Below are 25,971 nucleotides of genomic sequence, written 5' to 3'. Positions count from 1 at the left end.
ATGGCTCCCGTTACCCTCAAATCCGTCACCAAGAGCTATGGCGCCACGCCCGTGCTGCATGGCATCGATATCGACATTACCGATGGCGAATTCGTCGTCCTCGTCGGCCCCTCCGGCTGCGGCAAGTCCACTCTTCTCCGCATGATCGCCGGCCTCGAAACCATCACCGGCGGCGCCATCGAGATCGGTGGCCGCGTCGTCAATGACCTTGAGCCCAAAGACCGCGACATCGCCATGGTCTTCCAGAACTATGCGCTCTATCCGCACATGACCGTCGCGACCAATATGGGCTTCTCGCTCGAACACCGCGGCGGCTCGAAAGCCGAAATCGCCGAGCGCGTTCAATGGGCCGCCGGCATTCTCGGCCTCACCCACCTCCTTGACCGCTACCCCGGCCAGCTCTCCGGCGGCCAGCGTCAGCGCGTAGCCATGGGTCGTGCCATCGTGCGCAATCCGCAGGTCTTCCTCTTCGACGAACCCCTGTCCAACCTCGACGCCAAACTCCGCGTCGTCATGCGCGGCGAGATCAAGGGGCTCCACCAGCGCCTCGGCGTCACCACCGTCTACGTCACCCACGACCAGGTCGAAGCCATGACAATGGCCGACCGCATCGTCGTGATGAATGGCGGCAAGGTGGAACAGGTCGGCGCCCCGCTCGATCTCTACGATCGACCCGCCAATCTCTTCGTCGCCGGCTTCATCGGCTCGCCGTCCATGAACTTTATCGAGGGTGTTGTCACGAACGAGGGGTTCGCTGCGCTCGATGTTACCCTTCCGCTAACCAACTCGGCCCCTATCGGCACCAAAGCGACCTACGGAATCCGCCCCGAACACCTCACCCTCGCCGCCGATGGTCTGCCCGCAAAAATCGCCCTGATCGAACCCATGGGGTCCGAAACTCAAGTCACCATGACCCTCGGCGGCCACACCATAACCGGCGTCTTCCGCGAGCGCATCGCCGCCCGCCCCGGCGACACAATCCACGTCCGCCCCGACATGAACGCAATCCACCTCTTCGAAGCCGCCACGGGCCTCCGCATCCAATGACCTACAAAAAAACCGAGTTCTATCAAGCCCTTACCTCCGGCGCATACCCCGTCATCGTGTCCCTAGCCCGCCACGATCTCGACCTCGCCAAGGCAGCCCTCGACGGCGGCGCCTATGCCCTAAAAACCCACCTAAACGCCTACCACCGCGCCACCGGCACCACCTTCGGCACGTTCGAACAAGAGCGCCCCTTCTTCGAACAACTCGCCAAACTCGGCTGCCCCCTCCTCGTCATGGCCGGCCAGGAAACTGTCCCGACCGCTGAAGAAATGGACGCCCTAGCCGACCTCGGCTTCGAAGGCTTCAACGTCTACATCGACCACCTGCAACCCCACCTGCTGCAGTCCCGCCTCCGCCCCATGCCGGCCCTCGCCTCAACCAGCAAACCTGAGGATATTCAAAGCATTGCCGCCATTCCCGGCTGCATCATCGAAGCCTCAATCATGCCCTTCGAACGCTATCGCACAGCCATGACCCCAGCCGACCTCGACCGCTACCGCACCATCGCCGCCGCTGTCGACGTCCCGGTTATCGTCCCCAGCCAACTAAGCTTCACCCCCGACGACCTCGCCCAACTCCGCCAAGCCGGCATCGCCGCCCCCCTCCTCGGCGCCATCGTCACCGGCGACACGCCAGACTCAATGCGCAAGGCTGTCGAAGCTATGGTAAAGCGGACCGAAACCACCTGATATAACTCAAAATTCCGCCACCCCCGATGTCACCCCGGCGAAGGCCGGGGCCCATCCCGAGATCTCAAGATGGATCCCGGCTCAAGGCCGGGATGACAACGGCGGGTGAGTGATGTCGGTGGCGCTACGCTTACCCCGCCATCCTCTCCGGCAACCGTGGCTGCGCTGCCAGCAGCGCCCGCGTATACTCATGCCGCGGGGAAGCCAGCACCTCTTCCACCGCCCCCTCCTCCACGATCCGCCCCTCGTTCATCACCACGACGCGGTCGCTGACATGCTGCACCACGCCTAGGTCGTGCGACACAAACACAATCGTCAGCCCCAACCGCCGCTTCAAATCCAGCAACAAATCAAGCACTTGCGCCTGCGTCGACACATCGAGCGCCGAAACCGGTTCATCGCAAACGAGTATCTCAGGCTCCATCGCCAGCGCCCGCGCAATCGCCACACGCTGCCGCTGCCCGCCCGACAATTGCCGTGGCCGCCGCCCCAGATGCATCTCCGATAGCCCGACCGACCTCAACAGCGCCAACCGCCGCTCCGCCCATCCAGCCCGCTCGAACCCCCGCGCCTCCAGCGCCTCATCAAGTATCCGCTCCACCGTAAACCGCGGATCGAACGCACTCATCGGGTCCTGCGACACCAGTTGCACCAGATGCCGCAACGGCCGCCGCTGCCGCTCATGGAGAGCGGACCAGTCCGCCCCCTTGAGCGTCACCGACCCACTATCGGGCGCTTCCAGCCCCATGATCAACCGCGCCAGCGTCGTCTTGCCGCTCCCCGAAGCGCCAACAATTCCAAGCGTCTCGCCCGCCACCACAGTCAACGAAACATCGTCCACCGCCGCCCGCTTGCCAAAAGTCCGCACCACCTCGCCAACCTCCAGCACCGGCACCCGCGGCACCAGACTGACATCCCCGCTCTCACCACCCCCGCTCCCGGTCACCAGCGACAGCCCCCGCGTCCGCGCCGACGGAATGGCCGCCAGCAGCGCCCGCGTGTAGTCATGCTGCGGATCGGAAAAAATCTGCATCGGTGTCCCGCTCTCGACCGCCTCGCCATCCCTCATGACGATGATCCGGTCGGCCAGCTCCGCCACCACCGCCAGGTCATGCGAAATCAGCAGCAGCGCCTTGCCCGCCTGCTTCATCCCATTGAGCAGCTTCAGGATTTGCGCCTGCACCACCATATCGAGCGCCGTCGTCGGCTCATCCGCAATCAACAGGCTCGGATCGCCCGACAGCGCCGAAGCAATCAGCGCCCGCTGCCGCAACCCGCCGGACAATTGATGCGCATAGGCACCCAGCCGGGATTCAGCGTCGCTCATCCCCACCTGGGTAAGAAGCTCAACCACCCGCCCCTTGATCTCGCCCCGCGGCAAAAGCCGATGCCGCTCAATCGTCTCGGCGACCTCCCTGCCGATTTTCCGCAGGGGATCGAGCGACACCAACGCATCCTGCAGCACGAAGCCGATGTTCCGCCCCCGCACCCCAAGCCAATCGCGCTGCGACAGCTTCAGCAGTTCGCGCCCACCAAGGCTGACGCTGCCCTCGACCAGCGCATTGTCCCCCGCCAGCCCCACCAGCGCCCGCGCCGTCGCCGATTTGCCCGATCCGGACTCCCCGACAATGGCGACGCATTCCCCGGCATCGAGCGAAAAGCTCAAGCCGCGCACCGCCTGCACATCTTCGTCATGCGAATGGCCAACAAAGCGAATAGAGAGATCGCGAACCTCAAGCAGCGCCATCACGCCCTCCCATCAGTCAGGGCCTTGATGTACCGGCCGAGCACTGTGGTCGAAATGATCGTCGCTGTCGCAAACACACCGGGGAAAATCCCGACCCACCAGCCGCGCCGCAGATAGCCCTGCCCCTCGGCCAGCATCAGCCCCCATTCCGGCGTCGGCGCCTTCGGCCCGAGCCCGAGATAACTCAGCGCCGCCGATTGCAGGATGGCGCTGCCGATCCCGAGCGTCGAGAGCACGATCAATGGCCCCACCGTATTGGGCAGGATATGCCGCAAGAGCGTCCGCATCGGCGGTTGCCCCAACACCCGCGCCGCCTCCACATAGCCAGACGTCCGCACCACCATCACCTGCGCCCGCACGATGCGCGCATAGCCGGGAATGGACGCAATCGCGATGGCGATCAGAATATTGGTTACGCCCGTGCCGAGAAACGCCACCACGGCCATGGACATCAGCAGCCCCGGAAACGCCAGCAGCACATCGATGACGCGCATCAGCGCCAGATCGATGAACCCACCCGCAACCCCGGCACTGAGCCCGATAACAATCCCCGCCGCCACCGCCAAGGCCGTGGCGCAAAGCCCGATATAAAGCGAGTAACTCGCCCCATGCACCACGCGAGAAAAGATATCGCGCCCAAGCTGATCGGTCCCAAAGATATGCGCTGGGGAAGGCGGCTTCAGCGACGCCAGCAGGTCCGGCGCATAGGGATCGTAAGGCGCCACAAAACCCGGCGCCACGGCGCAAACCGCCATGAACGCAATGATCAACCCCGCCAACGCCACGCCAAACGGGACGCGTCCACGTCGCAGCCGGCCCGCCGCCTTGCCGGCCCCGCCCAGTTCGATGGAAAGATTGGTCATGCGCGAGCTCGCAAACGCGGATCGACGACGCGATAGAGCAGATCGACGATGATATTGATGGTCACGAAGATAAAGGCCGAGAACAGCACGACGCCCAGCACCACCGGAATGTCCTGATTGCGCACCGCCTGCAGCGTGATCCGCCCCAGCCCTGGCCGCCCAAACACCTGCTCGGTGATGATGGCACCCGCCAGCAGCGCCCCAAAAGTCTCGGCCGCAATGGTCAGTGCCGGTATCAGTGCATGCCGCAAAGCATGCCGCCAACGCACAGCCCACAGCGACAGCCCCCGCGTCCGCGCCGTCAGCGCAAAAGGCTGCTCGAGCGCCTGATCCATTTCATTGCGCATCACCTGGCTCAGCGTTCCGAACAGCGCAATGCCCAGCGTCGCCACCGGCAGCACCAGCGATTTCCACCCCTGATCCCCCACCACCGGAAAAATCGGCCATTGAAACGAAAAGAAGGTCAGCAATAGCAGCCCGATCCAGAACGCCGGCGTCGAAACGCTCACCAGTTCCAGCGACGAAATCACCCGCCGCAGCCAGTTGTCCCGCCCCGCCGTCGCCAATGTCGCCAGCACCGCCATGGAAAACGCCAGCAATACCGCAAGGCTCGCCAAGGTAATGGTCGAACCCAGCTCGCTGGTAATGATGGAAACCACAGTCCGCCGCTGCTGATACGACGTGCCGAGATCGCCCGTCACCGTCCGCGAAACAAACCCCGCATATTGCTGCCAAAGCGGCTGGTCGAGCCCGAAATCGGCGCGAATTCGATCCCGCATTTCCGGGGTAACCGTGCTGTCGGCCCCATAGATCACCTGCACCGGATCGCTGGGCAGCAGCTGCAACACGATGAATGCTAGCGAAGCGGCGGCCCAGAGGACCGCCGCTCCCGCCAGAAGGCGCGTGATAAGTTCTTTGGCCAGAGCCAAGTTCAACAATCCTACTGCTGCAGCCACACGTCGTAATAGCTGCCGACCTGGCCCGAAGTGCCGAAAGTCACGCCCTGCACGCGATTGTTCACCGCAATCAGAACCTGCGGATTGGCAATCGGGATCAGGTAGGCATTGTCTTTAATGATCTCCTGAGCCTTCACATAATGCCCAATGCGCTCGTCGCGATCGGTCGTTGCCAGGGCCGCTTCAAGCTCGGCATCCAGCGCCGGATCGTTCACAAAGCCCCAATTGGTATTGGTTTCCCAGAGCTGCTCGGATTGGAAAGCACCGAACAGCAGGTTCGGTTCTGCCGCCGATTGCGAAGTGTCGACGAGGTCATATTCATTGGCCTTGAACCGCGCGTCCACAGTGGCGAAATCGAGCACTTCGCGGGTGAATTCAACGCCGATCTGCTGCAGATTGGCCTGAATACCCTGGGCGAAAAGCTCACGCTGCTGGTTGTTCCAGTTGACAGCCGAGAGGCTGACAAGGCTCAGGCGCTCGCCGTCCTTTTCGCGGATTCCATCGGACCCGACCACCCAGCCGGCCTCGTCGAGCAGCGCCGCGGCAGCGGCCGGATCGTACGACCACGAGCCCTCGAGCTTAGCGTCATAACCAAACGAAATGCCCGGCGTCAGCGCCGAATAGGCCGGCGTTGCGGTGCCGAGAAACACGGCTTCAATGAGGCTCGGATAATCGACGCCAATGCGCAGCGCTTCGCGCACCTTCACGTCAGCCAGAGCGGGCTTCGACTGGTTGACCCAGAACGACCACGGAATACCCGGCTGTTCGGTGCGCAGCAGCGTCAGGTTGGCATTGGCCTCCACATCTTCCACGGCGATCGCCGGAATACCGGTTGCAATATCGGCCTGATCAGATTCGACCGCACCGACACGCACGGCGTCTTCCGTAAGAAAGCGCAGTTCGACACGGTCGATATAGGCGGCGCCATCATGCACGGCATTCTCCGGCGCCCAATTGTAGGCATCATTGCGCTCAAGGATCAGGTCCTGCCCCGAGGTACGGGCCACCACCTTGAACGGGCCCGAACCCACCGTGATATCCGGCCCACCGGCGCAACGATCTTCCTTGGAAAACGCCTCAATCGAAGCCGGCGAAACAAAGCCCAGCACCGGCTCGCTCAGATCATGCAGCAGCGGGCTATAGGCGGATTTCAGCACCACGGTCACCACATCGCCATCAACGGCAACGCTCTCGACCGGCACACCACCGGCACCCTTGTCATCCACCCAGCGCTGCAGGTTCACGCGCACCGCTTCCGCGTCGAGCGCCGTACCGTCATGGAACAACACGCCATCGCGAATGGTGAAAGCATAGGTCAGGCCGTCATCCGAGATCGACCATTCGCTGGCGATCCAGGGATGGAACTGTCCTTCGAGATCTTCCGAGACGAGACGATCATAGACGTCCTGCAAAGCCGTCTGCGTATTGCGCGACGAGCCTTCATTCTGGTCGAGGCAGAGCGGCTCATAGGTCACCACGCGCAGCGTTCCGCCGGTCTGGGCATCCTGGGCAAAACTCGGCACAGCGGCGAGCATCGTCCCGCAAAGCAACAGCGAAAGGCCTCGTGCAACCGTCTTGGTCATCGTCTTCTCCTGATCACCGCGGCGTTCCCCGCGGCCCCTGCACTGTGCAAAATTCTACCAACGGAGTCGAGAAAAGCGCTTGCGCACCCTCGGCGCGCAGGCGGCACCATTTTCCATTTTTCGCATCCAAGCCGAAATCCGGTCATACGACAACCAGGAATCGGCCGTGAGCGGAGCTCATCGCCCGGCGACGACAGCCAGCTCGGCCCAATAAAACAATTAAGGAAAAATGGTGCGCCCAGAGGGACTTGAACCCCCAACCAGACCGTTATGAGCGGTCGGCTCTAACCAATTGAGCTATAGGCGCATCCCGGTTTTCCTAGGGTCTGGGATTGCGGGTGGCAAGCTGATTTTCTCGGCCACCCCAATTGTTCTATTGCCGCCCGCTCACTCGTCTCCGGTCCAGAGTGGTTGTGGAAAGAACGAGAGCCCCCAGACGAAATCCGTCTGCACGCCTAGCAGGCGACTCGTGCCGGAAGCCTGGAACCACGAGAAAACAGGCGCACCATAATTGGAACGGGCATAGCCCAGCGTATTGACCGTATCGTCAAAGACGCCGAGCGCATTGCCGCCCTTGACGTCAAATGTCGCGCGCGCGTGACAGGTGACACAGGACGAATTTTCCACGAACCCGCCCTCGATCACCACATTGGCCAGCAGCGTCGGATAGCCTTCCGAAGTCACGAAGTCGGTCTGCACGCCCTTGAGGCGATAGTTGAGCCAGGCCGGATCGCTGGCCAGCGGCACCGCCGCGTCATGTGCCCCGGTCCCGATGCCTGCCGCGTCAAACGCGGCCTTGAGTTCAGGGTTGAGCGGCCCGCCCGGATAGGCCGCATTGAGCGCAAAGATGACGCTGTCATTGGCCAGCCCGTCGTTACGCGTCGCTGGAGGTGTATAGCCGCTCACCGCTCCCTCGGGCGTTTCAGCCACGAAGCCGTAGCGATCGATGCACCCGATATAGTCGCAGCGACCCGGCAATTCGACATGCTCGAAAGTCAGCCAAACCCAGTTCGGCGTGTCTTTCGTCGAGATGTGAAAGGCCAAAAGATAATAGGTCTCTCCAGCCTCCGGCGGCGGATCGAGATCGCCCGGCACCAGGTCCGACATTCTGGCCGTGATCCAGTCATTGGTCTTGGTCACATCGACCCCAACCGCCAACAACTGTGCCGCCGTCGCCCATTGCGCTTTACCCATCACCGCATCGATAGGAAAATCCACCACCGCCGGTTCCCCCGGCACATTGGCCGGCCGGAACGGCATGTTGGCGGTCAGAAAACTCTGCGCCCGCTCGAACACGGCCGCATTGCCTTCGCGATAATAAAGACTGTTCTCGCGGATATACCCGACCATCGCGGCATTGCGATGCACCGTCTCGACAGCCTCCTGCCGCAACTCGCGCCCCGTTCCGCCCACCGCATAGGCGAGCGCATCAGCCAGCACATTGTCGGTGACCGGCGAAAAATGTGCCGTCGATAGCGGCGCCAGATTGAGTTCGAGAACGCCATCGCGCTGCGCATTTCCCGGCAACCAGGGGCAGTGCGTCCCCGCGGGCGCATCCACACCCAGAGCCAGACCGTCGAAACTGTCCGCCGGGCAGCAGTTCTCCGTTCTTTCCGCCGAACAGAGCGCCAGCGGCTTCTCGGGGAAAGTCGTCCCCGCATCACCCGCCCAGCGCGGCACGAAGTCGTCGGCCACCGTCTGGATGAAAAGATACCACCCAAACGTGTCGGGGCACGACATGGCCGGATTGGTAATGCTGGCCGGAAAACGGATCTGCCCGTTTTCCACCAGCAGCCGGCAATCCTCCGGCTGCTCCGCCGGCACCAGCCGGGCAAGAATGGGGGCGGCAGGAAATGGCGCACCCAGAGCCAGGGCCGGCACAAAAGCCAGCCCGACCGAGAGCACCATCGCGCTCAGCGCGCGCAACACAATAGACTGCCTTTTCACAGCGCCGCCCCCTCGCTTACGCGACCACTTCGACGACGCCCATCATGCCGTGATCCTCATGGAAGAGGAGGTGGCAGTGATAGACATACTTGCCGGTGAAATCGAGGAACCGGTGGCGGATGGTGATCGAGCCGAACGGCGGCAGGCCGCGCGTATCTTCCCAGCTCACCACGTCCACCGTTTCGCCATTCACCTTGACCACCTGGAAGTCGTTGACGTGAATGTGGAACGGGTGCCATTCGCCGCTGTCATTATAGATGGTCCATTCCTCGAACGCCCCGAGCGGCACGGTCTGGTCCACCCGGCTCATATCGACCATCTGCCCGTCGATCAGAAACTGGGTCGGCCCATCGCCGCGCTTGACGTCGAAACGGATTTCGCGCGTCCGATCGACCGTCAGCCCGCTCAGGTTTTCGCTGAGCGGAATAAGGTCCTGCGGCACCACCTGCCCCACGACAGGCTCGCCATCGACGACGATCGTCGCCAGCAGCCCGTCGGGCTCGAACTGCCGTTCCGAACCCAGCCACAGCAATTGCCGCAGCTCATAGGCGCCGGTGAACTGGTGCCCCTTGATCAGCACATCGGCGCGCCTACCCGGCTCGATCAGCAATTGGTCGGTGCGCCGCGTTCTGTTCAGCGCATTGCCGTCCTTGGCAATCTGGTAAAGCGCATGCCCCTCAAGACCGAGAAGGATGAACGTTTCCGGCGTCGCATTGACCAGGCGCCAGCGCTGGATTTCGCCCGGCTTGATGTTGATCGTCGGGTTGATCTGGCCGTTGACGGTGCGCGTCTGGCGATGAATATCCTGATTGTCGGCCGGCACAATCGTGCCCGTCTCGTCGAATTCGACCGACTGAAACACCAGCGTTTGCTCGGTCAGCCCCTTGATCCCGTCAAGCTCATCGAGGCCCCCCTCAATGATCAGCGCCCCCGCCATGCCGCCCGACACATGCGAATAGGTCTTTCCGTGCACATGCGGATGATACCAATAGGTCCCCGGCGGGTGATCGGCCGGAATCTTGATCTCGAAATCGAAACTCGTTCCCGGCTCGACCTCGAGAAAGACATTGTCGCTATTGCCCGAGGGCGACACGTGGAGCCCGTGGGTATGGAGGTTGGTGACCTCGTCGAGATCGTTGATCAGCTTGATTTTCAGCGTGTCGCCGGGCTTGGCCCGCAGCGTCGGCGCCGGATAACTGCTCTCGAAAGTGCGGGCGACCTTGGCCTGACCATCGACGGTGACAGGGCCGAACGAGGCGCGCAACTGCGTTTCGAGCACGCCATCCTTGCTCGCCCGCACTTCGGGCATCACAAAGGCCTTGGCCGCATCGGGGTCGATATCCCTGGTAAAGTCGGGCTCGACCGCCGCGCCCATATTGTGCCCGGCATGCGGATTGGCCTCGCCATGCGCTGCCGTAGACGCAATTCCAGCCGCAGCCGCCGCGCCTGCCACAAGCAGACGGCGCCTCGAAATGATCGAAGTCATTGATAGCCCCCAGAAATATGTGCCCACCATAACCCGGAAATGTCCGATGACAACCCGATTCGGTGCGCCAGTACTTGAAGGCCGGCAAGGTCAAATCACGATTGAACGGCACCGCGAATAACCGCCCCAATCTTTTGATTTTCTGCGAGTGCTTGCGTTTGGTCCGAACCACGCGCCCCTAGCGCGCGACGATGACCTCAACGCCGCGCTTCTCGAATTGCCGCCGATCTTCGTCGGTAATGCCGTCATCGGTGATCAGTGTGTGCACCAGTTCCACCCCGCCCAGCGCAGAAAATGACACGCGCCCGATCTTGGTGGAATCGGCCAGCAGATACACATGCGAAGCCGCCTTCACCATGGCGCGCTTGACGTAGATGTCCCCGATCGCGGGATAGGTCAGACCCACATCGAAGGACACGCCGGCCGTCGCCAGAAACAGTTTTTGCGCATAGATACCGACGAAGAATTCGACCGACTTCTCTCCGGAGAGGCTCAGTGTCGGCGCCTTGAACTGGCCGGCCGGCATATGCACTGTATTGGTGGGGATCGCGCCCAGGATCAGCGCAATGTTCAGCGCGTTGGTGATGATGTTAAGGTCCTGGCGCGACTTCAGATTTTCCGCAAACTGCGTGGTCGTCGTGCCCGAGTCGATGATCAGCGTATCATTGTCCGAAACCAGCCCCGCCGCCGCCATGCCGATAGCGTGCTTCTTGTCCATATTCTGCACATGCTGCAGCGTCATGGACTGCACCTGCTGCGGAATCGACTTCAGATAGGCTCCGCCATGCTCGCGGGTAATATTCCCCTCCGTTTCCAGCCGCTCCAGGTCCTGCCGGATCGTTGCTTCCGAAACGCCGAATGCTGCGGAAAGATCGCGAACTCTCGCGCTTCCTTCTTCCTGCAGCCATTCGAGAATGCGCATGCGCCGCGGTTCCGCCAGCAATTGCGGCGCACCACCTGCCTGTGCCTCGCCCCCGCCCCGCCGTCCGCCCCTTGGTTTTTGCGCCATTTATCCCCGCCCTCTTTATCGTGCTACCATATCGCCATGTCGTCGCCTGTCCGCAATCTCTCTCGCTTCAGAAGCCCAGAAAAAGGTGGAGAAACGGCCAGCCCCGCGCAGCCTTCCGCACCATTCGAAACACAAAACGCAAAAAATCCCAAATTTTCCGTATTGCACGAAAGCGGAGCAAGCGGTACTCAACCATACAAGAGCATCCCGCTTCAGCATTTTTCGCCGGGGCAATTGCCGACGGAGGTTCCCTTGCCATCACCCGCCGCACCCCTCAAGAACGACCTCGTGGGCGATATCGCCGCGCAGGCATTGTGGATACGCCGCCGCAGCTTCCAGATGGTCTATGAGGCCCAGCAGGGCCATCCCGGCGGCGATTTCAGCGCCGCCGACGTCCTCGCGACGCTTTATTTCGGCGTCATGCACTACGACCCGAAAAACCCGGGCGATCCCAAGCGCGACCGTTTCGTCATGAGCAAGGGCCACTGCACCGGCGCCTTCTATTCGGTCCTCGCCCGCGCCGGCTATTTCCCCGAAGCCGACCTTTCGACCTACATGGAGCCGTTGTCGAAACTCAATGGCCACCCCAATCGCAACTACCTCCCCGGCGTTGAAACCAATACCGGCCCTCTCGGCCACGGCCTTCCCGTCGCCACCGGCATCGCCATTGCCGGCCAGATCGACAATGCCGATTTCCGCACCTTCGTCCTCACCGGCGATGGCGAATTGCAGGAAGGCAGCAATTGGGAATCCGCCCTGACCGGCGGCCACCGCAAACTCGAAAACCTGACCCTCATCATCGACCGCAACCGTCTCCAGCAGGGCGCCCGCACCGAGGAAACCGCCTCGCTCGATCCGCTGGATGAAAAATGGCGCGCCTTCGGCTGGCACGTGGAAGTTGTGGACGGCCACGACCACGCAAAACTGCTCGAAGTCCTTTCCGCCTCCCCCAAAGGCCGCGGCAAGCCGCTCTGCGTCATTGCCAACACGTTTAAGGGCAAGGGCGTCAGCTTCATGCATGACAATGTTGCCTGGCATCATGGCGTGCCCACCAAAGAACAATACGAACAAGCCATGCGGGAACTCGTCTGATGAGCGCTGCTGCCCCCTCCAAAGCCGGCCTCTTCGATTGCCGCGACAGCTTTGCCGCCACCATAGAAGCCCTCGCCGAAGCCGACCCGCGCATCGTCACCGTCGTCAGCGATAGCGTCGGCTCGTCCAAACTCGGCGGCTTCAAGAAGAAATTCCCCGAGCGCATGGTCAATGTCGGCATTGCCGAACAGACCCTCGTCGCCGTCGGTGCGGGCCTTGCCAATGGCGGAAAAGTGCCCTTCGTTTCCGCCGCCTCGTGCTTCATCACCGGCCGCGCGCTGGAGCAGGTAAAGGCCGACATCGCCTATTCCAACGTCAACGTAAAACTGATCGGCCAGTCCTCCGGCGTCGCCTATGGCGAGCTTGGCCCGACCCATCACTCCATCGAAGATCTGGCCTGGCTCCGCCTCTTCAACAATCTCAAGCTCATCGTCCCCGCCGATCCCTGGCAGACCGCCGAAGCCATCAAGGCCGCCGCCGCTTTTGACGGCCCGGTCTTTGTCCGCCTCAGCCGCATGGCCGTCCCAGCGCTCGAGCGCCCCACCGGCGCAGTCTTCGAAATCGGCAAGGCCGAAACCCTCCTCGAAGGCACGGACGCCACCATCATCGCCAACGGCACCATGGTCCACCGCGCCATCGCCGCTGCCAAAACCCTCGCCGCCGAAGGCATCTCCGCCCGCGTCGTCAACATGGCCACCGTCAATCCCCTCGACGAAGCCGTTATCGCCGCCGCCACCCAAACCGGCGCCATCGTCACCGTCGAAGAACACTCCGTCCGCGGCGGCCTCGGTGGCGCAGTCGCCGAAGTCGTGATCTCGACCAACCCCGTGCCCATGCGCATCCTCGGCTTCCCCGGCTTCGTCCCCACCGGTTCCGCCGATTTCCTCTTCGACCATTTCGGGCTCAACGAAACCGGCATTGCCGACGCCGTGCGCCAGACCATCGCGCGCAAAAAATGACCAGCGAGCTGATCCTCGCCATCGATCAGGGCACCACCAACACCAAGGCGCTGTTGGTGGACGCCACCGGCTGCGTGCTGCATCAGGCTTCGGTGCCCAACGTCGTCACCTATCCCCAGCCCGGCTGGGCCGAACAATCCGCCACAGCGCTGGTTGATGGCGTAAAAACCGTCATCGCCGAAGTCGTCGCCAAAGCCGACAATGCCTATATTGCCGGCCTCGCCATTTCCAACCAGCGCGAATCCATCCTCGTCTGGGATGCCGCGACGGGCACCCCCATCGGCCCCGTCGTCATCTGGCAGTGCCGCCGCTCCGCCCCCAAATGCGAAGCCCTCCGCGCCGCCGGCCACGCCGAAACCGTGGAGGCCAAAACCGGCCTCGCCCTCGACCCCCTCTTCCCCGCCGCCAAAATCGCCTGGCTGCTGGACAACACCCCCGGCGCCCGCACCCGCGCCGAAGCCGGCACCCTCCGCACCGGCACCGTCGATTCCTGGCTCCTCTGGAATCTCACCGGCGGAAAAATCCACGCCACCGACCATTCCAACGCCTCCCGCACCCAGCTTTTCAACACCGAAACGCTGGCCTGGGACGCCGGCCTCTGCGCCCTTTTCGATGTGCCGCTATCGATGCTGCCCGAAGTGCGCTCTTCTGATTCAGAGTTTGGCCGTGTCGCGGCTGGAGTCAGCGCCCTCAGCTCCGGCGTGCCTGTGCGCGCCATGATCGGGGATTCCCACGCTGCCCTCTTCGGCCACGGGGTTCGCGCGCCGGGCACGGTCAAAGCCACCTACGGCACCGGCACCTCGCTGATGGCCCTCACGCCCAATCGCGTCCGCTCCACCCACGGCATTTCCAGCACCATCGCCTGGAGCCAAAATGGAAAAGTCCAGCACGCCCTCGAAGGCAACATCTCCGTCTCCGGCCAGGCCGCCGCCTTCGCCGCCGAACTTTTGGGCCTCCCAGACGCCGCCGCCCTCTCGGCCCTCGCCGAAACCGTCGGGGATAGCAACGGCGTCGCCTTCGTCCCCGCCCTAGTCGGCCTCGGCGCCCCCCATTGGCGCGCCGATGCCCGCGGCACCATCACCGGCATGACGCTGGGCACCAAACCCGCCCACCTGGCCCGCGCCGCTCTCGAAGCCATCGCCTTCCAGGTCGCCGACGTCTATGCCGCCATGGAAGCCGACATGGGCTCCCCCTTGGGCGAACTCCGCGCCGATGGCGGCGCCTCGCGCAACGCGACCGTCATGCAGTTCCAGTCCGACATTCTCGGCCGCCCCGTCGCCGCCGCAGCTGCGCCCGAAGTCAGCGCCCTCGGCGCCGCCGCCCTTGCTTTCTCGTCCCTCGGCATCTCCATGCCGGGCGTTCCCGCCGCTGGCCATTTCGCGCCCGCCATGGACGCCGACACCGCCCAAAACCATCGCCAGCGCTGGCAGTCCGCCGTGACCCAGACCCTCGCGACCCAAAACCAACAAAATTCCGGAGGAACCCAATGACCACCCCACGTTTCGGCGCCGGCATCTGGCACTTTGCGACCTATCTCGATCGCTACGCCACCGACGGCTACGGCCAGCCGCGCGACATCATCGAAGCCATCGACATCGCCGGCCAGGTCCGCGATCTCTCCGTCGTCGATCTCAACTGGCCCTATTTCGGCGGCGAATTCTCCAACGCAGAGATCAAGACCGCGCTTGATCGCAACAATCTCTCGGTCATCGGCATCACGCCCGAAATCTACACCCGCGATTTCGTCAAAGGCGCCTTCACCAATCCCGACGCCGGCATCCGCCGCAAGGCCCACGAACTCGTCACCGCCGCCTGCGACGTCGTCCGCTTCCACAAGGCCGACTACGTAAAACTCTGGCCCGGTCAGGACGGTTGGGACTACCCCTTCCAGGTCGACTACGGCACCCAGTGGCAGCGCTCGCTCGACGGCGTCGGCCAGCTCGCCTCCGAAAATCCCGACCTCAAATTCGTCATCGAATACAAACCCCGCGAACCCCGCGTTCGCATGAGCTTCGGTTCGGTCGCCCGCACCATTCTCGGCATCGAAAAGATCGGCCTGCCGAACGTCGGCATCCTGCTCGATTTCGGCCACGCCATCATGGGCGGCGAATCCGCTGCTGACTCAGCCCAGCTCGCCATCGACCACGGTCGCCTCTTCGGCATGGACGTCAACGACAACTACCGCTCCTGGGACGACGACCTCGTCGCCGGCAGCCTCCACCCGCTCGAACTTTTCGAGTTCTTCTACGTCCTCAAGAAGAACAACTGGAACGGCGTCTGGCAGCTCGACCAGTTCCCCTTCCGCGAAGATTCTGTCGCGACCGCCAACCACGCCATCGACTTCCTCAAGGCCGCGAGCCGGGGTCTCGACCGCCTCGATTTCGAAGCCCTCCAGGAAGCCCAGAGCCGCCACGACGCCATTGGCGCCATGAAGATCGCCCAAAAGGCCCTCTTCAGCGCCCTGGGAGAGCAGGAATGACCACTCTCCCCCGCGAAAAGCGCGCCCGCCTGATCCTCAACACCGACGCCAAGAACGAGGCCGACGATCAGTTCACCATCGTCCACGCCCTTCTTACTCCGACCTTCGATTTCCACGGCCTCATCGCCGCCCATTTCGGCGCGCACCGCTCAAAGACCTCGATGCTCGACAGCCGCGTCGAGATCGATCATCTCCTCAAGCTCATGGATCTCGAAGGCCGCATTCCCGTCGCCAATGGCGCCGCCACGGCCCTCCCCGATGAACAGACGCCGGTTCCCTCACCCGGCGCCCAGATGATCATCGACGAAGCCATGAAGGACGACGACCGCCCGCTTTACGTCGCCTTCCTCGGCCCCCTGACCGATATGGCATCGGCCATTCTGATGGAGCCGCGCCTCAACGAGCGCAACGTCATCTGCGTCTGGATCGGCGGCGGCGTCTGGCCCTCCGGCGGCCGCGAATTCAACCTCATGAACGACATCGCCGCCGCCAACGTGGTGATGCGCTCGAAGGTGCAGGTCTGGCAGATCCCCTCCACCGTCTATCGCATGATGTCGGTGAGCTATGCCGAACTGCAGGAGCGCTGCGAGGACAAGGGCCCTATCGGCAAGTACCTCGTCGACCAGCTCATCGAATGGAACCTCCGCGTCCATCAGGGCCCGATTGAACACCGCTCCCTCGGCGACACCCCGGCTCTCTCGGTGATCCTCAACCCGATGGGCGGCACCTACGACTGGCGCCCCGCCCCCGAATTCTCGCCGCAGATGCACTACATCCACTCCGGCCAGCACCGCCCGATCAAGGTCTACGACACCATCGACATCCGCTACATCCTGGAAGATTTCTACGCCAAACTCGCCCGCTTCCACCGCGGCGTTCAGGGTCTGGCAAACTTCGGCTGAGCCGCGACCGTCGTGTGTGCCGACACCCCCTCCCGTCCTCCCCCATCAAGGGGGAGGTGTTGCATCGAGTTTTTGGGCGCTATCTAGTCAAAGCCACTGGTCCGACACCTCCCCCTTGATGGGGGAGGATGGGAGGGGGTGAGTGAGCCACGATCTCACGGCTTGATAACCCCCTCCATCCATGGCACCTCAGACCCATCACTTCCCCCGAGGCACCCCATGCGCGATGGCGACATCATCCACGGCCTGGCCCGCGGCCTCGCCGTCATCGAATGCTTCGACGAAACCCATTCGCGCCTCTCCATCACCGAAGTCGCCAATCGCACCAGCCTCGAACGCGCCACCGCCCGCCGCTGCCTCCTGACGCTGGTCCACCTCGGCTACGCCACCTATGACGGCAAGTTCTTCCAGCTCACCCCGCGCGTCCTCAATCTCGGCCACTTCTATCTGGCAGCCAACACCCTGCCGCAGATGATCCAGCCCTTCCTCGAAGAACTCTCCAACGCCACCGGCGAAAGCGGCTCTGCCGGCGTCCTCGACGGCACCGACATTCTCTACGTCGCCCGCGCTTCAACCCGCCGCGTCATGTCGATCAATCTCGGCCCCGGCGCCCGCCTCCCCGCCTATTGCACCTCCATGGGCCGCATCCTCCTCGCCGCCCTGCCGCCCGATGAAGCCCGCGCCATCCTCGATCGCTCGGACCTGATCGCCTATACCAACCGCACCAAGGCCGACCTCCCAAGCATCACCACCGAACTCGCCGTCGTCGCGGCCCAAGGCTTTGCCGTCATCGATCAGGAACTCGAACTCGGCCTCTGCTCCATCGCCGTGCCGCTTTACAACTCTGCGGGCCAAACCATCGCCGCCCTCAACATCGGCGCCCAAACCGCCCGCGCCTCCACCTCCCGCATGATCGCGAGCTTCCTCCCCCTGATGCGCAAGATCCAGTCCGACCTCCGGCCACTGCTGCGTTAGAACCTGTTGGCGGGTCACCCACTGCCGCCCCACCCACGATTGTCACCCCGGCCTGCGCCGGGATGACAGCCCCGTGCTTGACCCAGATTCCCAGTGTGCGCGGAGTCACAAACACCGTCACACAAACGTGTCACACAACTGATATCATCAGAATTGCCCTGATAAATCAGTCACTTCCGCTGTCACAAACCAGTCACCCATCTGCAATAAAACCGTCGCTGGGCACACATATGGTCTGCCGCGTCACAGGGCGGCCTCAAGCACCGGCTGGCCATGTCCCAGAACCGAATTCCGAAAGGGAACTTTCATGAAGACCGCACTTTTCGCCAGCGTCGCCGTTGTTGCGCTCGCCGCCTTCGGCACACCAGCCGCTTTTGCCCAGTCGCGCGACACCATCCAGATCGCCGGCTCCTCGACGGTCCTGCCCTTCGCCTCCATCGTCGCTGAAGAATTCAGCGCCGTGTTCCCCGAATTCAAGACCCCGGTCGTCGGCTCCGGCGGCACCGGCGGCGGCCTGAAGCAGTTCTGCGAAGGCACCGGCGACAACACCATCGACATCGCCAATGCTTCGCGTCAGATCAAGGAAGCCGAACTCGCAGCCTGCACCGCCGCTGGCGTGACCGACGTTCGCGAAATCCAGTTCGGTTTCGACGGCATCGTCTTCGCCTCGGCTGCTTCCGGCGCTGATTTCGCCCTGACCCCGGCTCAGGTCTACAAGGCCATCGCCGCCAAGGTCTATGTTGACGGCGCTCTCGTCGACAATCCCTACAAGACCTGGAACGAAATCGACGCGTCGCTCCCCAACCAGCCGATCTCGCTGGCCATCCCGGCCTCGAACCACGGCACCCGTGAAGTCTTCCAGGAAAAGGTCGTGACCGCTGGCTTCAAGGCCTCCGAGCACCCCGAAGGTCTGTCGGACGACGAAGTGAAGGCCCTCGAAACCACCTTCCGTCAGGACGTGGTCATCGAAATCTCCGGCGACTATACCGAGACCCTGGCCCGCCTCAACTCCGACAAGAACACCGTCGGCGTTTTCGGCCTCTCCTTCTACGAACAGAACACCGACACCCTCAAGGTTGCGACCGTCGATGGCGTCGTTCCGTCCAAGGAATCGGTTGCCGCTGGTGAATACCCGGTCTCCCGCCCGCTGTTCTTCTACGTCAAGGGCCAGCACATCGGCGTCATCCCCGGCATCGAGGAATACGTCCAGTTCTTCCTCTCGGAAGGCATCTCGGGCAATGGCGGCACGCTCGAAGCCGCTGGCCTGATCCCGCAGCCGGCCGAAAAGACCGCTGAAGTTCTCGCCGCCTTCGAAGCTGGCGCTCAGTAAAAGACTCCTGCGGGTCGCGCCATGCCGGTGCGGCCCGCTCTTTCGTTTTCCCGCGGGGGCGCATCGCGATGAATGCTCTGGTCGTAGCCGGCGTACTAATTGTCCTTTTAGGCATTTCCTATCAGACCGGCTGGTCCAAGAGCCGGAACCTCGTCACCGCCGATGGCGTCAAGGTCCACTCTCGCCCGCAATATCACGGGTCGTTCACCGCCATCTGGGCCATGATCCCGGCGTTGGTCATCCTGCTACTCTGGGCCTGGCTCGGCGGCGGCATCACCCACAATTACACCGTCTCCCAGATCCCGCAGGACATTCTCGTTTCCCTCGATCAGGCCGGTCTCAACGGCGCCATCATCCGCATCAATGCCCTGGCATCGGGCTATGGCGTGGCAGGCGAAATCGCCCCCTGGGAACAGGCCGCCGGCGACGCCGTGCGCTCGTTCAATTTCCTCGCCTTCGCCGGCACGCTGATCCTCGCGATCGTTGCTGGCGGTGCAGGCCTCATCTATGCCCGCTCCCGCATCACCGCCCGCCTCCGGGCCCGTAATACGGTCGAGCGCGTCGTCAATGTCCTGCTGCTCGCCTGCTCCGCCGTCGCCATCCTGACCACGGTGGGCATCGTCGCTTCGCTCGTCACCGAAGCATACAAGTTCTTCACCTTCATCAACCCGCTCGATTTCTTCTTCGGCACCGTCTGGGCGCCCAACAATGCCGGCGGCGACAATCACGGCTCCTATGGCCTCCTGCCGCTACTCTCGGGCACGCTGATGATCACGGCAATCGCCATGATCGTCGCTGTGCCCGTCGGCCTCCTCTCGGCCATTTATCTCAGCCAGTACGCGCCAAAGTCGTTCCGCTCCGTCGCAAAACCCCTCATCGAAATCCTCGCCGGCATCCCCACCATCGTCTTCGGCTTCTTCGCCTTGGTCACGGTCGGCCCCTTCCTTCGCGATTTCGGCAATGCCATCGGCCTCCAGATCAGCGCCACCTCGGCCCTGACCGCCGGCATCGTCATGGGCATCATGATCATCCCCTTCGTGTCGTCCCTTTCCGATGACATCCTCAATCAGGTGCCGCGCACCCTGCGCGATGGTGCCTATGGCCTTGGCGCCACGCAGTCCGAAACCATCCGCAACGTCCTCCTGCCCGCCGCCCTTCCCGGCATTGTCGGCGCCTTCCTTCTCGCGGTCAGCCGCGCCATTGGCGAAACCATGATCGTGGTCCTCGCTGCCGGTAACGCACCGATCCTGCGTGGCAGCCCGTTCGAGCCGGTTTCGACCATCACCGTTTCCATCGTCAATCAGCTCACCGGCGATACCGATTTCACCGGCCCGCAGTCCCTTGTCGGCTTTGCTCTTGGTTTGACGCTCTTCGTCGTGACCCTCTGCCTCAACATCTTCGCCCTCTACATCGTCCGCCGCTTCCGGGAGCAGTACGAATAAAATGGCTATCGATATTCAGACTTCCCCCGAAAAAGCCTCGTCCGACCGCACTGCCCTCATCCGTGCCGGCCTCCGCCGCCGTCACCTGAACGAGCAGATTTTCCGCGGCCTCGGCATTGCTGCCATCGTCATCGCGCTCGGCTTCGTCGCCCTCCTCTTTGTGGACGTGTTCCGCAAAGGCATTCCGGCCTTCGTCCAGTCCAACCTGCACCTCTCGGTGACCTTTGACGAAGCCGTCATCGGCTCCGATCCGGTCCCGGTGCGCGGCGATTTCGTTTCCGATGCTGAATACACCGCTGCCAATCTCAAGTGGCAGCGCGACCTGGCCATGCTGAACTGGAACAAGATCGTCGAAGCCTCCCTGCGCAAGGCCGCGCCGGAAGGTTTCGAGATCGACAGCAAGCAGATCCAGACCATCCCGGAAACCAATGCCCGCCACCAGATCCGCGAAATGTTCGTGGCCAATCCTTCGCTCCTCGGCCAGACCGTTGATGTCGATGTGCTCGCCTCGGCCAACGCCGCCAACTGGATCAAGGGCAATATCGACCGCAGCCTCGGCGACGGCCAGCAGCAGCTCTCGCCGCCCGCCCGCCAGCTGATCGATACCTTCGTTGATAACGGCACCATTTCGAACGGCTTTGCCTGGACCATTTTCACCAATGTCGATAGCCGCGCCGCTCCGGCCTCCGCAGGCCTCCTCGGCGCTTTCGTCGGCACGCTGTGGATGATGCTGATCGTGGTCCTCCTGGCTGTGCCCATCGGTGTGGCTGCCGCCATTTATCTCGAAGAATTCGCGCCGAAATCGCGCATCACCGACCTCATCGAAGTCAATATCAACAACCTCGCCGCCGTCCCCTCGATCGTCTTCGGTCTCCTCGGCGCCGCTGTGTTCATCAACTGGTTCCACCTGCCGATTTCGGCTCCGATTGTCGGTGGTCTTGTGCTGACCCTGATGACCCTGCCGACCATCATCATCGCCACCCGCGGCGCGCTGATGGGCGTCTCCCCGTCCCTGCGCCAGGCGGCCCTGGGCATGGGCGCCTCCAAAACTCAGATGGTCTTCCACCACGTCCTGCCCACGACCTTCCCCTCGATCCTGACGGCGACCATTCTCGGCGTCGCCCACGCTTTGGGTGAAACCGCGCCGCTCCTCCTCATCGGCATGAAGGCCTTCGTCGCCTCGGTCCCCGCGACCCCGTTCGATCAGGCCGCCGCTCTTCCCGTCCAGATTTATCTCTGGCAGGGCAATGAAAACCGCAATTTCTTCGAACCCCGCACGGCTGCCGCCATCATGGTGCTGCTGGCGGTCATGATCCTGCTCAACGGCGTCGCGATCTACCTCCGCTCGCGCCTTGAAAAGCGCGCTTAAGGATGAGCCAAATGGATATGCTTGCCGGCAAGGTTAAGAAGACTTCTCTGAACGTGGACTCCACCATGAACCCGATTGACGTGCTCGAACGCCCCATCCGCCTCACCGCTCGCGACGTGACCGTGCATTACGGCGCCAAGCAGGCCCTGCATGGCATCTCGATCGATATCCCCGATCGCGCCGTCACCGCCTTCATCGGACCCTCGGGCTGCGGCAAGTCGACGTTCCTGCGCTGCATCAACCGCATGAATGACACGATCGAAGGCGCCAAGGTCGGCGGCACCATCAAACTCGACGGCGAAGACATCTATGCCCCCGCCCTTGACGTGGTCGAACTGCGCGCCCGCATCGGCATGGTGTTCCAGAAGCCGAACCCCTTCCCCAAGTCGATCTACGACAACGTCGCCTATGGCCCGCGCATCCATGGCCTTGCCCGCAACAAGGCAGACCTCGATGAAATCGTCGTCTCCTCGCTTCGCAAGGCCGGCCTCTTCGAAGAAGTGAAGGATCGCCTGCAGGAGCCCGGCACCGGTCTCTCCGGCGGCCAGCAGCAGCGTCTCTGCATCGCCCGCGCCATCGCCGTCGGCCCCGAAGTGATCCTGATGGACGAGCCCTGCTCGGCCCTCGACCCCATCGCGACTGCCGTCATCGAAGAGCTGATCGACGAACTGCGTGAAAACTATACGATCGTCATCGTGACCCACTCGATGCAGCAGGCCGCCCGCGTTTCCCAGCGCACCGCCTTCTTCCACCTCGGCAACCTGATCGAACAGGGCCCGACCGAGGACATCTTCACCAATCCGGTGAACAAGCAGACCCAGGACTACATCATGGGCCGCATCGGCTGATCGCGGAAAAAGGAACCAACATCATGGCCAATACCGCATCCGATCACATCGTCTCGTCCTTCACCGACGAGCTCAACGCCCTGGCCCAGACCATTGCCGAAATGGGCGGCCAGGTCGAAGTCGCCATCGAGAACGGCACCAAGGCCCTTCTCAAGCTCGATCGCGAGCTGGCCGATCTCACCATCATCGCCGATCAGCGCATCGACGACATGCAGCGCAAGATCGACGACATGTGCGTCTCGATCATCGCCCGCCGCCAGCCCATGGCCTCGGACCTGCGCTCCATCGTCACCGCCATCCACGTCGCCAACGATCTCGAACGCGTCGGCGACATGGCCAAGCAACTCGCCCGCCGTTCGCTCAAACTCGAAAACATCAACCTGCAGCCGACCTTCTACAATGGCGTCAAGAACATGACCGCCCTTGTCCTGCGCCAGCTCAAGGACGCCCTCGACGCCTACGCCAACCGCGACGCAGCCGCCTCGGTCGAAGTGTGCAACCGCGACGACGAAGTCGATGCCATGTACACCTCGCTCTTCCGCGAACTGCTGACCTACATGCTGGAAGATCCGCGCAACATCACCACCTGCACGCATCTCCTCTTCTGCGCCAAAAACCTCGAACGCATCGGCGACCACGCCACCAACATCGCCGAACGCGCCTACTACCTGCAAACCGGCAAACAGCTCACCGCCGACGTGCAGGAACTGCACCGCACGCAGATTAAAGCGTAAACCGATCACCGGCCTCTCCGACACCTCCCCCTTGATGGGGGAGGATGGGAGGGGTGGAGCCACACTCACCAGACTATCGGCTAAACCAAAACGCCGATCGATGGAGCACGCCTATGCCCGCGACCATTCTCGTTGTCGAAGATGAGGGCGATATCGCCATCCTGCTGCGCTACAACCTCGAAGCCGAGGGTTTTCGCGTCGTCACCGCTGAAACCGGCGACGAGGCCCAGCACGCCATTGCCGAAAAGCTGCCCGACCTGATCCTCCTCGATTGGATGCTGCCCGAAATCTCCGGCATCGAACTCTGCCGCCGTCTCCGCGCCCGCGAAGAAACCTCGCGCATCCCGGTCATCATGCTCACCGCCCGCGGCGAAGAAGAAGAACGCGTCCGCGGCCTCTCCACCGGCGCCGACGACTACGTTGTAAAACCCTTCTCGGTCCCCGAACTCGTCGCCCGCATCCACGCCCTCCTCCGCCGCGCCAACCCCAACCTCGTGACCGCCGCCCTCAAGGTCGGCGATCTCGAACTCGACCGCACCACCCACCGCGTCCGCCGCTCTACCCGCGACGTGCACCTCGGCCCCACCGAATATCGCCTCCTCGAATATCTCATGCGCCATCCCGGCCGCGTCTATTCGCGCGAGCAACTCCTCGATGGCGTCTGGGGCAATGACGTTTACGTGGACGAACGCACCGTCGACGTCCACATCGGCCGCCTCCGCCGCGCCATCAATCGCGGCCGCGAAAACGACCCGATCCGCACCGTCCGCGGCGCCGGCTACGCCTTCGACGAGCGTTTTGGCCAGCCTGCGTGAGGCAAGGCCAGTCTTGTCCCGCCCTTCCCAGTAGCCCTCATGGTGAGGTGCGCAGCGTAGCGTAGCCTCGAACCACGAGGGCGTGCCCGGATGTTTCAAAGCCACGCTCTCGTGGTTCGAGGCTTTGCTTTGCAAAGCACCTCACCATGAGGGCTACTGCAAGATCGCGCCCCCACACCCCACTCATTAACGTTTCACTAACGATAACATTGCCTCCGGTCGCCAAAGCAGGGTAGCAAGGTCCGTCGCGACCGCGGGGACCGTGACGCCCGAAACGCCAATTGCAGGACCGCTCCAGACATGACACCAGCCTTCCTCGTCACCCACTCCGGTGGTTTTCATGCCGATGAATTGCTGTCGAGCGTCATCCTGACCCGGCTCTTCCCCGCTGCTGAAATCGTGCGCAGCCGCGCACCCGAATGGATCACCCCTGCCCCCGATCGCGTCATCTACGATGTCGGCGGCGCCTACGATGCCGAAGCGCGCATTTTCGACCACCACCAGCGTGGCGCCCCGCTGCGCGACGATGGCCAGCCCTACAGCTCCTTCGGCCTCGTCTGGAAGCACTTTGGCCGTGATTACATCGCCTCCTTCGGCGTTCCTGCCGAACATATCGACAGCGTCCATGCCTCGGTGGATGGCAATCTCGTCCTGCCCATCGATCTCGTCGACAATGGCGCCATCAGCCCCTCGGGGCCGCTCGCCGGCCTGTCGCTCTCCTCGCTCCTCGAAACGCTGAAACCCGATTTCGACGATCGCGACGCCGAGGCCGATCAACAGGCCTTCCACAAGGCCCTCGTCATCGCCCGCAGCTTTGTCGAAGCCGCCGTGGCCCGCAGCGCGGCCAAGCTCCGCGCCGAAGCTCTCGTGCAAAGGGCAATCGAGGCAACCGGAGCCGGCCGCGTGCTCGAACTGCCCATGGGCATGCCGTTCCGCGCCGCCATCGTCAAGGCCGGCGCCGATCACCTGCTTTTCGTCGTCCACCCGCGCGACAAGGATTGGTGCCTCACCGGCATTCGCCGCAGCGATGAAGGATTCGAACTCCGCGCCGACCTGCCCGCCGCCTGGGCTGGGCTTACCAATCATGATCTCGAAACCGCCAGCGGCGTCGAAGGCGCCACCTTCTGCCACAATGGCCGCTTCATCGCCGCCGCCAGGACCCGCGCGGCAGCCCTCGCCATGGCCGAAATCGCCGTAGCCGAAGCAATCGGCAGCCGCGCGGCCTGATAGAATATCACAACCCCACTTCTCGGGGTTGGCAGCGCGGACCGAGCCTGATAACGAAGTGCACGATCAAAGATCGACTCCGCCTGCCATTCATGGAGAAGGCGCTCACCAAGTTAGGAAATTTTTTGCAGGTCCAGGTTCGCGACAATAATGTCGACCAAGCCCTCCGCGTTCTCAAGAAGCGTCTTCAGCGCGAAGGCGTTTTCCGCGAGATGAAGCTTCGCAAGTATTTCGAGAAGCCCTCGGAAGCGCGCGTGCGTAAGAAAGCCGAAGCCATCCGCCGCAACCGCAAGGCTGCGCGTAAGCAGGCTATTCGTGAAGGCCTGATTGCAGCGCCCAAGCGCCCCGCTGGCAGCTTCGGCGGCCGCTCGGGTGGCGCAGCTGGCGGCGCCCCGCGTTCGCAGGACTAAGACCTGCCCTCAGAACTGGATACCAGTTCTGCACTAAACAAAAACGCCGGCCATATGGCCGG

Annotated in this window: 23 protein-coding genes and 1 tRNA gene; 16 read left to right on the top strand and 8 right to left on the bottom strand. The window is 63.0% G+C overall.

Features of this window, described 5'->3' with window-relative positions; genetic code table 11:
- Together ASD83_RS00580 and ASD83_RS00575 are read left to right on the top strand one after the other, a co-directional pair.
- Positions 1-1,047, top strand: a complete 1,047-nt coding sequence (locus ASD83_RS00580) for an ABC transporter ATP-binding protein (RefSeq protein WP_056306948.1) — start codon at positions 1-3, stop codon at positions 1,045-1,047.
- Complete coding sequence (locus ASD83_RS00575; protein ID WP_056306946.1) at positions 1,044-1,736, top strand: hypothetical protein; 693 nt, start codon at positions 1,044-1,046, stop codon at positions 1,734-1,736. Before ASD83_RS00580 ends, ASD83_RS00575 begins: the two co-directional genes overlap by 4 nt.
- Before the next feature lie 130 nt (positions 1,737-1,866).
- On the opposite strand, the gene ASD83_RS00570 is transcribed toward ASD83_RS00575, so the two are convergent.
- The 8 genes from ASD83_RS00570 to ASD83_RS00535 all read right to left on the bottom strand — a co-directional run bounded on the left by ASD83_RS00570 (position 1,867) and on the right by ASD83_RS00535 (position 11,327).
- The gene (locus ASD83_RS00570; protein ID WP_056306944.1) at positions 1,867-3,483 is read right to left on the bottom strand and encodes a dipeptide ABC transporter ATP-binding protein; all 1,617 of its coding nucleotides are present in this window, start codon (positions 3,481-3,483) and stop codon (positions 1,867-1,869) included.
- The gene (locus ASD83_RS00565; protein WP_056306941.1) at positions 3,483-4,346 is read right to left on the bottom strand and encodes an ABC transporter permease; all 864 of its coding nucleotides are present in this window, start codon (positions 4,344-4,346) and stop codon (positions 3,483-3,485) included. Before ASD83_RS00565 ends, ASD83_RS00570 begins: the two co-directional genes overlap by 1 nt.
- Complete coding sequence (locus ASD83_RS00560) at positions 4,343-5,275, bottom strand: ABC transporter permease (protein ID WP_200946439.1); 933 nt, start codon at positions 5,273-5,275, stop codon at positions 4,343-4,345. Before ASD83_RS00560 ends, ASD83_RS00565 begins: the two co-directional genes overlap by 4 nt.
- 11 nt (positions 5,276-5,286) lie before the next feature.
- Positions 5,287-6,885 carry an ABC transporter substrate-binding protein gene (locus tag ASD83_RS00555; protein WP_056306939.1) on the bottom strand — a complete coding sequence of 533 codons (1,599 nt, stop codon included), beginning with the start codon at positions 6,883-6,885 and terminating at the stop codon, positions 5,287-5,289.
- Positions 6,886-7,115: 230 nt separating this feature from the next.
- Positions 7,116-7,192: transfer RNA gene (locus tag ASD83_RS00550), tRNA-Ile, on the bottom strand.
- Positions 7,193-7,272: 80 nt separating this feature from the next.
- Complete coding sequence (locus ASD83_RS00545; RefSeq protein ID WP_156385666.1) at positions 7,273-8,832, bottom strand: hypothetical protein; 1,560 nt, start codon at positions 8,830-8,832, stop codon at positions 7,273-7,275.
- Between the two features lie 16 nt (positions 8,833-8,848).
- The gene (locus ASD83_RS00540; protein ID WP_056306936.1) at positions 8,849-10,318 is read right to left on the bottom strand and encodes a multicopper oxidase family protein; all 1,470 of its coding nucleotides are present in this window, start codon (positions 10,316-10,318) and stop codon (positions 8,849-8,851) included.
- A 178-nt stretch (positions 10,319-10,496) separates the two neighbouring features.
- On the bottom strand, positions 10,497-11,327 hold the full coding sequence (locus ASD83_RS00535) for a DeoR/GlpR family DNA-binding transcription regulator (RefSeq protein ID WP_200946437.1): 831 nt from the start codon (positions 11,325-11,327) through the stop codon (positions 10,497-10,499).
- 339 nt (positions 11,328-11,666) lie between these two features.
- On the opposite strand from ASD83_RS00535, the gene ASD83_RS00530 reads away from it, so the two are divergent.
- The 14 genes from ASD83_RS00530 to rpsU all read left to right on the top strand — a co-directional run bounded on the left by ASD83_RS00530 (position 11,667) and on the right by rpsU (position 25,909).
- The gene (locus tag ASD83_RS00530) at positions 11,667-12,419 is read left to right on the top strand and encodes a transketolase (RefSeq protein WP_413813485.1); all 753 of its coding nucleotides are present in this window, start codon (positions 11,667-11,669) and stop codon (positions 12,417-12,419) included.
- Positions 12,419-13,378, top strand: coding sequence for a transketolase family protein (locus tag ASD83_RS00525; RefSeq protein WP_056306932.1), 960 nt, complete (start codon positions 12,419-12,421; stop codon positions 13,376-13,378). Before ASD83_RS00530 ends, ASD83_RS00525 begins: the two co-directional genes overlap by 1 nt.
- Complete coding sequence (locus ASD83_RS00520) at positions 13,375-14,868, top strand: FGGY family carbohydrate kinase (RefSeq protein ID WP_056306929.1); 1,494 nt, start codon at positions 13,375-13,377, stop codon at positions 14,866-14,868. The genes ASD83_RS00525 and ASD83_RS00520 overlap by 4 nt, the downstream gene beginning before the upstream one ends.
- The gene (locus ASD83_RS00515; protein WP_056306927.1) at positions 14,865-15,857 is read left to right on the top strand and encodes a sugar phosphate isomerase/epimerase family protein; all 993 of its coding nucleotides are present in this window, start codon (positions 14,865-14,867) and stop codon (positions 15,855-15,857) included. Before ASD83_RS00520 ends, ASD83_RS00515 begins: the two co-directional genes overlap by 4 nt.
- Positions 15,854-16,759, top strand: a complete 906-nt coding sequence (locus ASD83_RS00510) for a nucleoside hydrolase (RefSeq protein ID WP_056306924.1) — start codon at positions 15,854-15,856, stop codon at positions 16,757-16,759. Before ASD83_RS00515 ends, ASD83_RS00510 begins: the two co-directional genes overlap by 4 nt.
- Positions 16,760-16,978: 219 nt before the next feature.
- Positions 16,979-17,734: an IclR family transcriptional regulator C-terminal domain-containing protein gene (locus tag ASD83_RS00505; protein ID WP_056306922.1), complete on the top strand. Its 756-nt coding sequence runs from the start codon at positions 16,979-16,981 to the stop codon at positions 17,732-17,734.
- 307 nt (positions 17,735-18,041) lie between these two features.
- Positions 18,042-19,064, top strand: coding sequence for a PstS family phosphate ABC transporter substrate-binding protein (locus ASD83_RS00500; RefSeq protein ID WP_056306920.1), 1,023 nt, complete (start codon positions 18,042-18,044; stop codon positions 19,062-19,064).
- A 68-nt stretch (positions 19,065-19,132) separates the two neighbouring features.
- A complete protein-coding gene (gene pstC, locus ASD83_RS00495) occupies positions 19,133-20,506 on the top strand; it encodes a phosphate ABC transporter permease subunit PstC (protein ID WP_056306917.1) in 1,374 nt (457 codons plus the stop codon).
- 1 nt (position 20,507) lies between these two features.
- Entirely contained in the window at positions 20,508-21,875 is a 1,368-nt protein-coding gene (pstA, locus tag ASD83_RS00490; protein ID WP_056306915.1) for a phosphate ABC transporter permease PstA, read from the top strand.
- Between the two features lie 11 nt (positions 21,876-21,886).
- Positions 21,887-22,723: a phosphate ABC transporter ATP-binding protein PstB gene (pstB, locus tag ASD83_RS00485; protein ID WP_413813474.1), complete on the top strand. Its 837-nt coding sequence runs from the start codon at positions 21,887-21,889 to the stop codon at positions 22,721-22,723.
- A 23-nt stretch (positions 22,724-22,746) separates the two neighbouring features.
- A complete protein-coding gene (phoU, locus tag ASD83_RS00480) occupies positions 22,747-23,457 on the top strand; it encodes a phosphate signaling complex protein PhoU (protein WP_056306913.1) in 711 nt (236 codons plus the stop codon).
- Positions 23,458-23,570: 113 nt separating this feature from the next.
- Positions 23,571-24,272, top strand: coding sequence for a phosphate regulon transcriptional regulator PhoB (gene phoB, locus ASD83_RS00475; RefSeq protein ID WP_035087338.1), 702 nt, complete (start codon positions 23,571-23,573; stop codon positions 24,270-24,272).
- Positions 24,273-24,572: 300 nt separating this feature from the next.
- A complete protein-coding gene (locus ASD83_RS00470; protein ID WP_056306911.1) occupies positions 24,573-25,499 on the top strand; it encodes an MYG1 family protein in 927 nt (308 codons plus the stop codon).
- Positions 25,500-25,624: 125 nt separating this feature from the next.
- Entirely contained in the window at positions 25,625-25,909 is a 285-nt protein-coding gene (gene rpsU / locus ASD83_RS00465; RefSeq protein WP_056309741.1) for a 30S ribosomal protein S21, read from the top strand.
- The last annotated feature ends 62 nt before the right edge of the window (positions 25,910-25,971 follow it).

Origin of the sequence: Devosia sp. Root685, assembly GCF_001427875.1 — a bacterium.
Classification (GTDB): Bacteria; Pseudomonadota; Alphaproteobacteria; order Rhizobiales; family Devosiaceae; genus Devosia.
The sequence above is the reverse complement of the archived record's forward strand: the minus strand, read 5'-3'. Positions and strand labels throughout refer to the sequence as shown.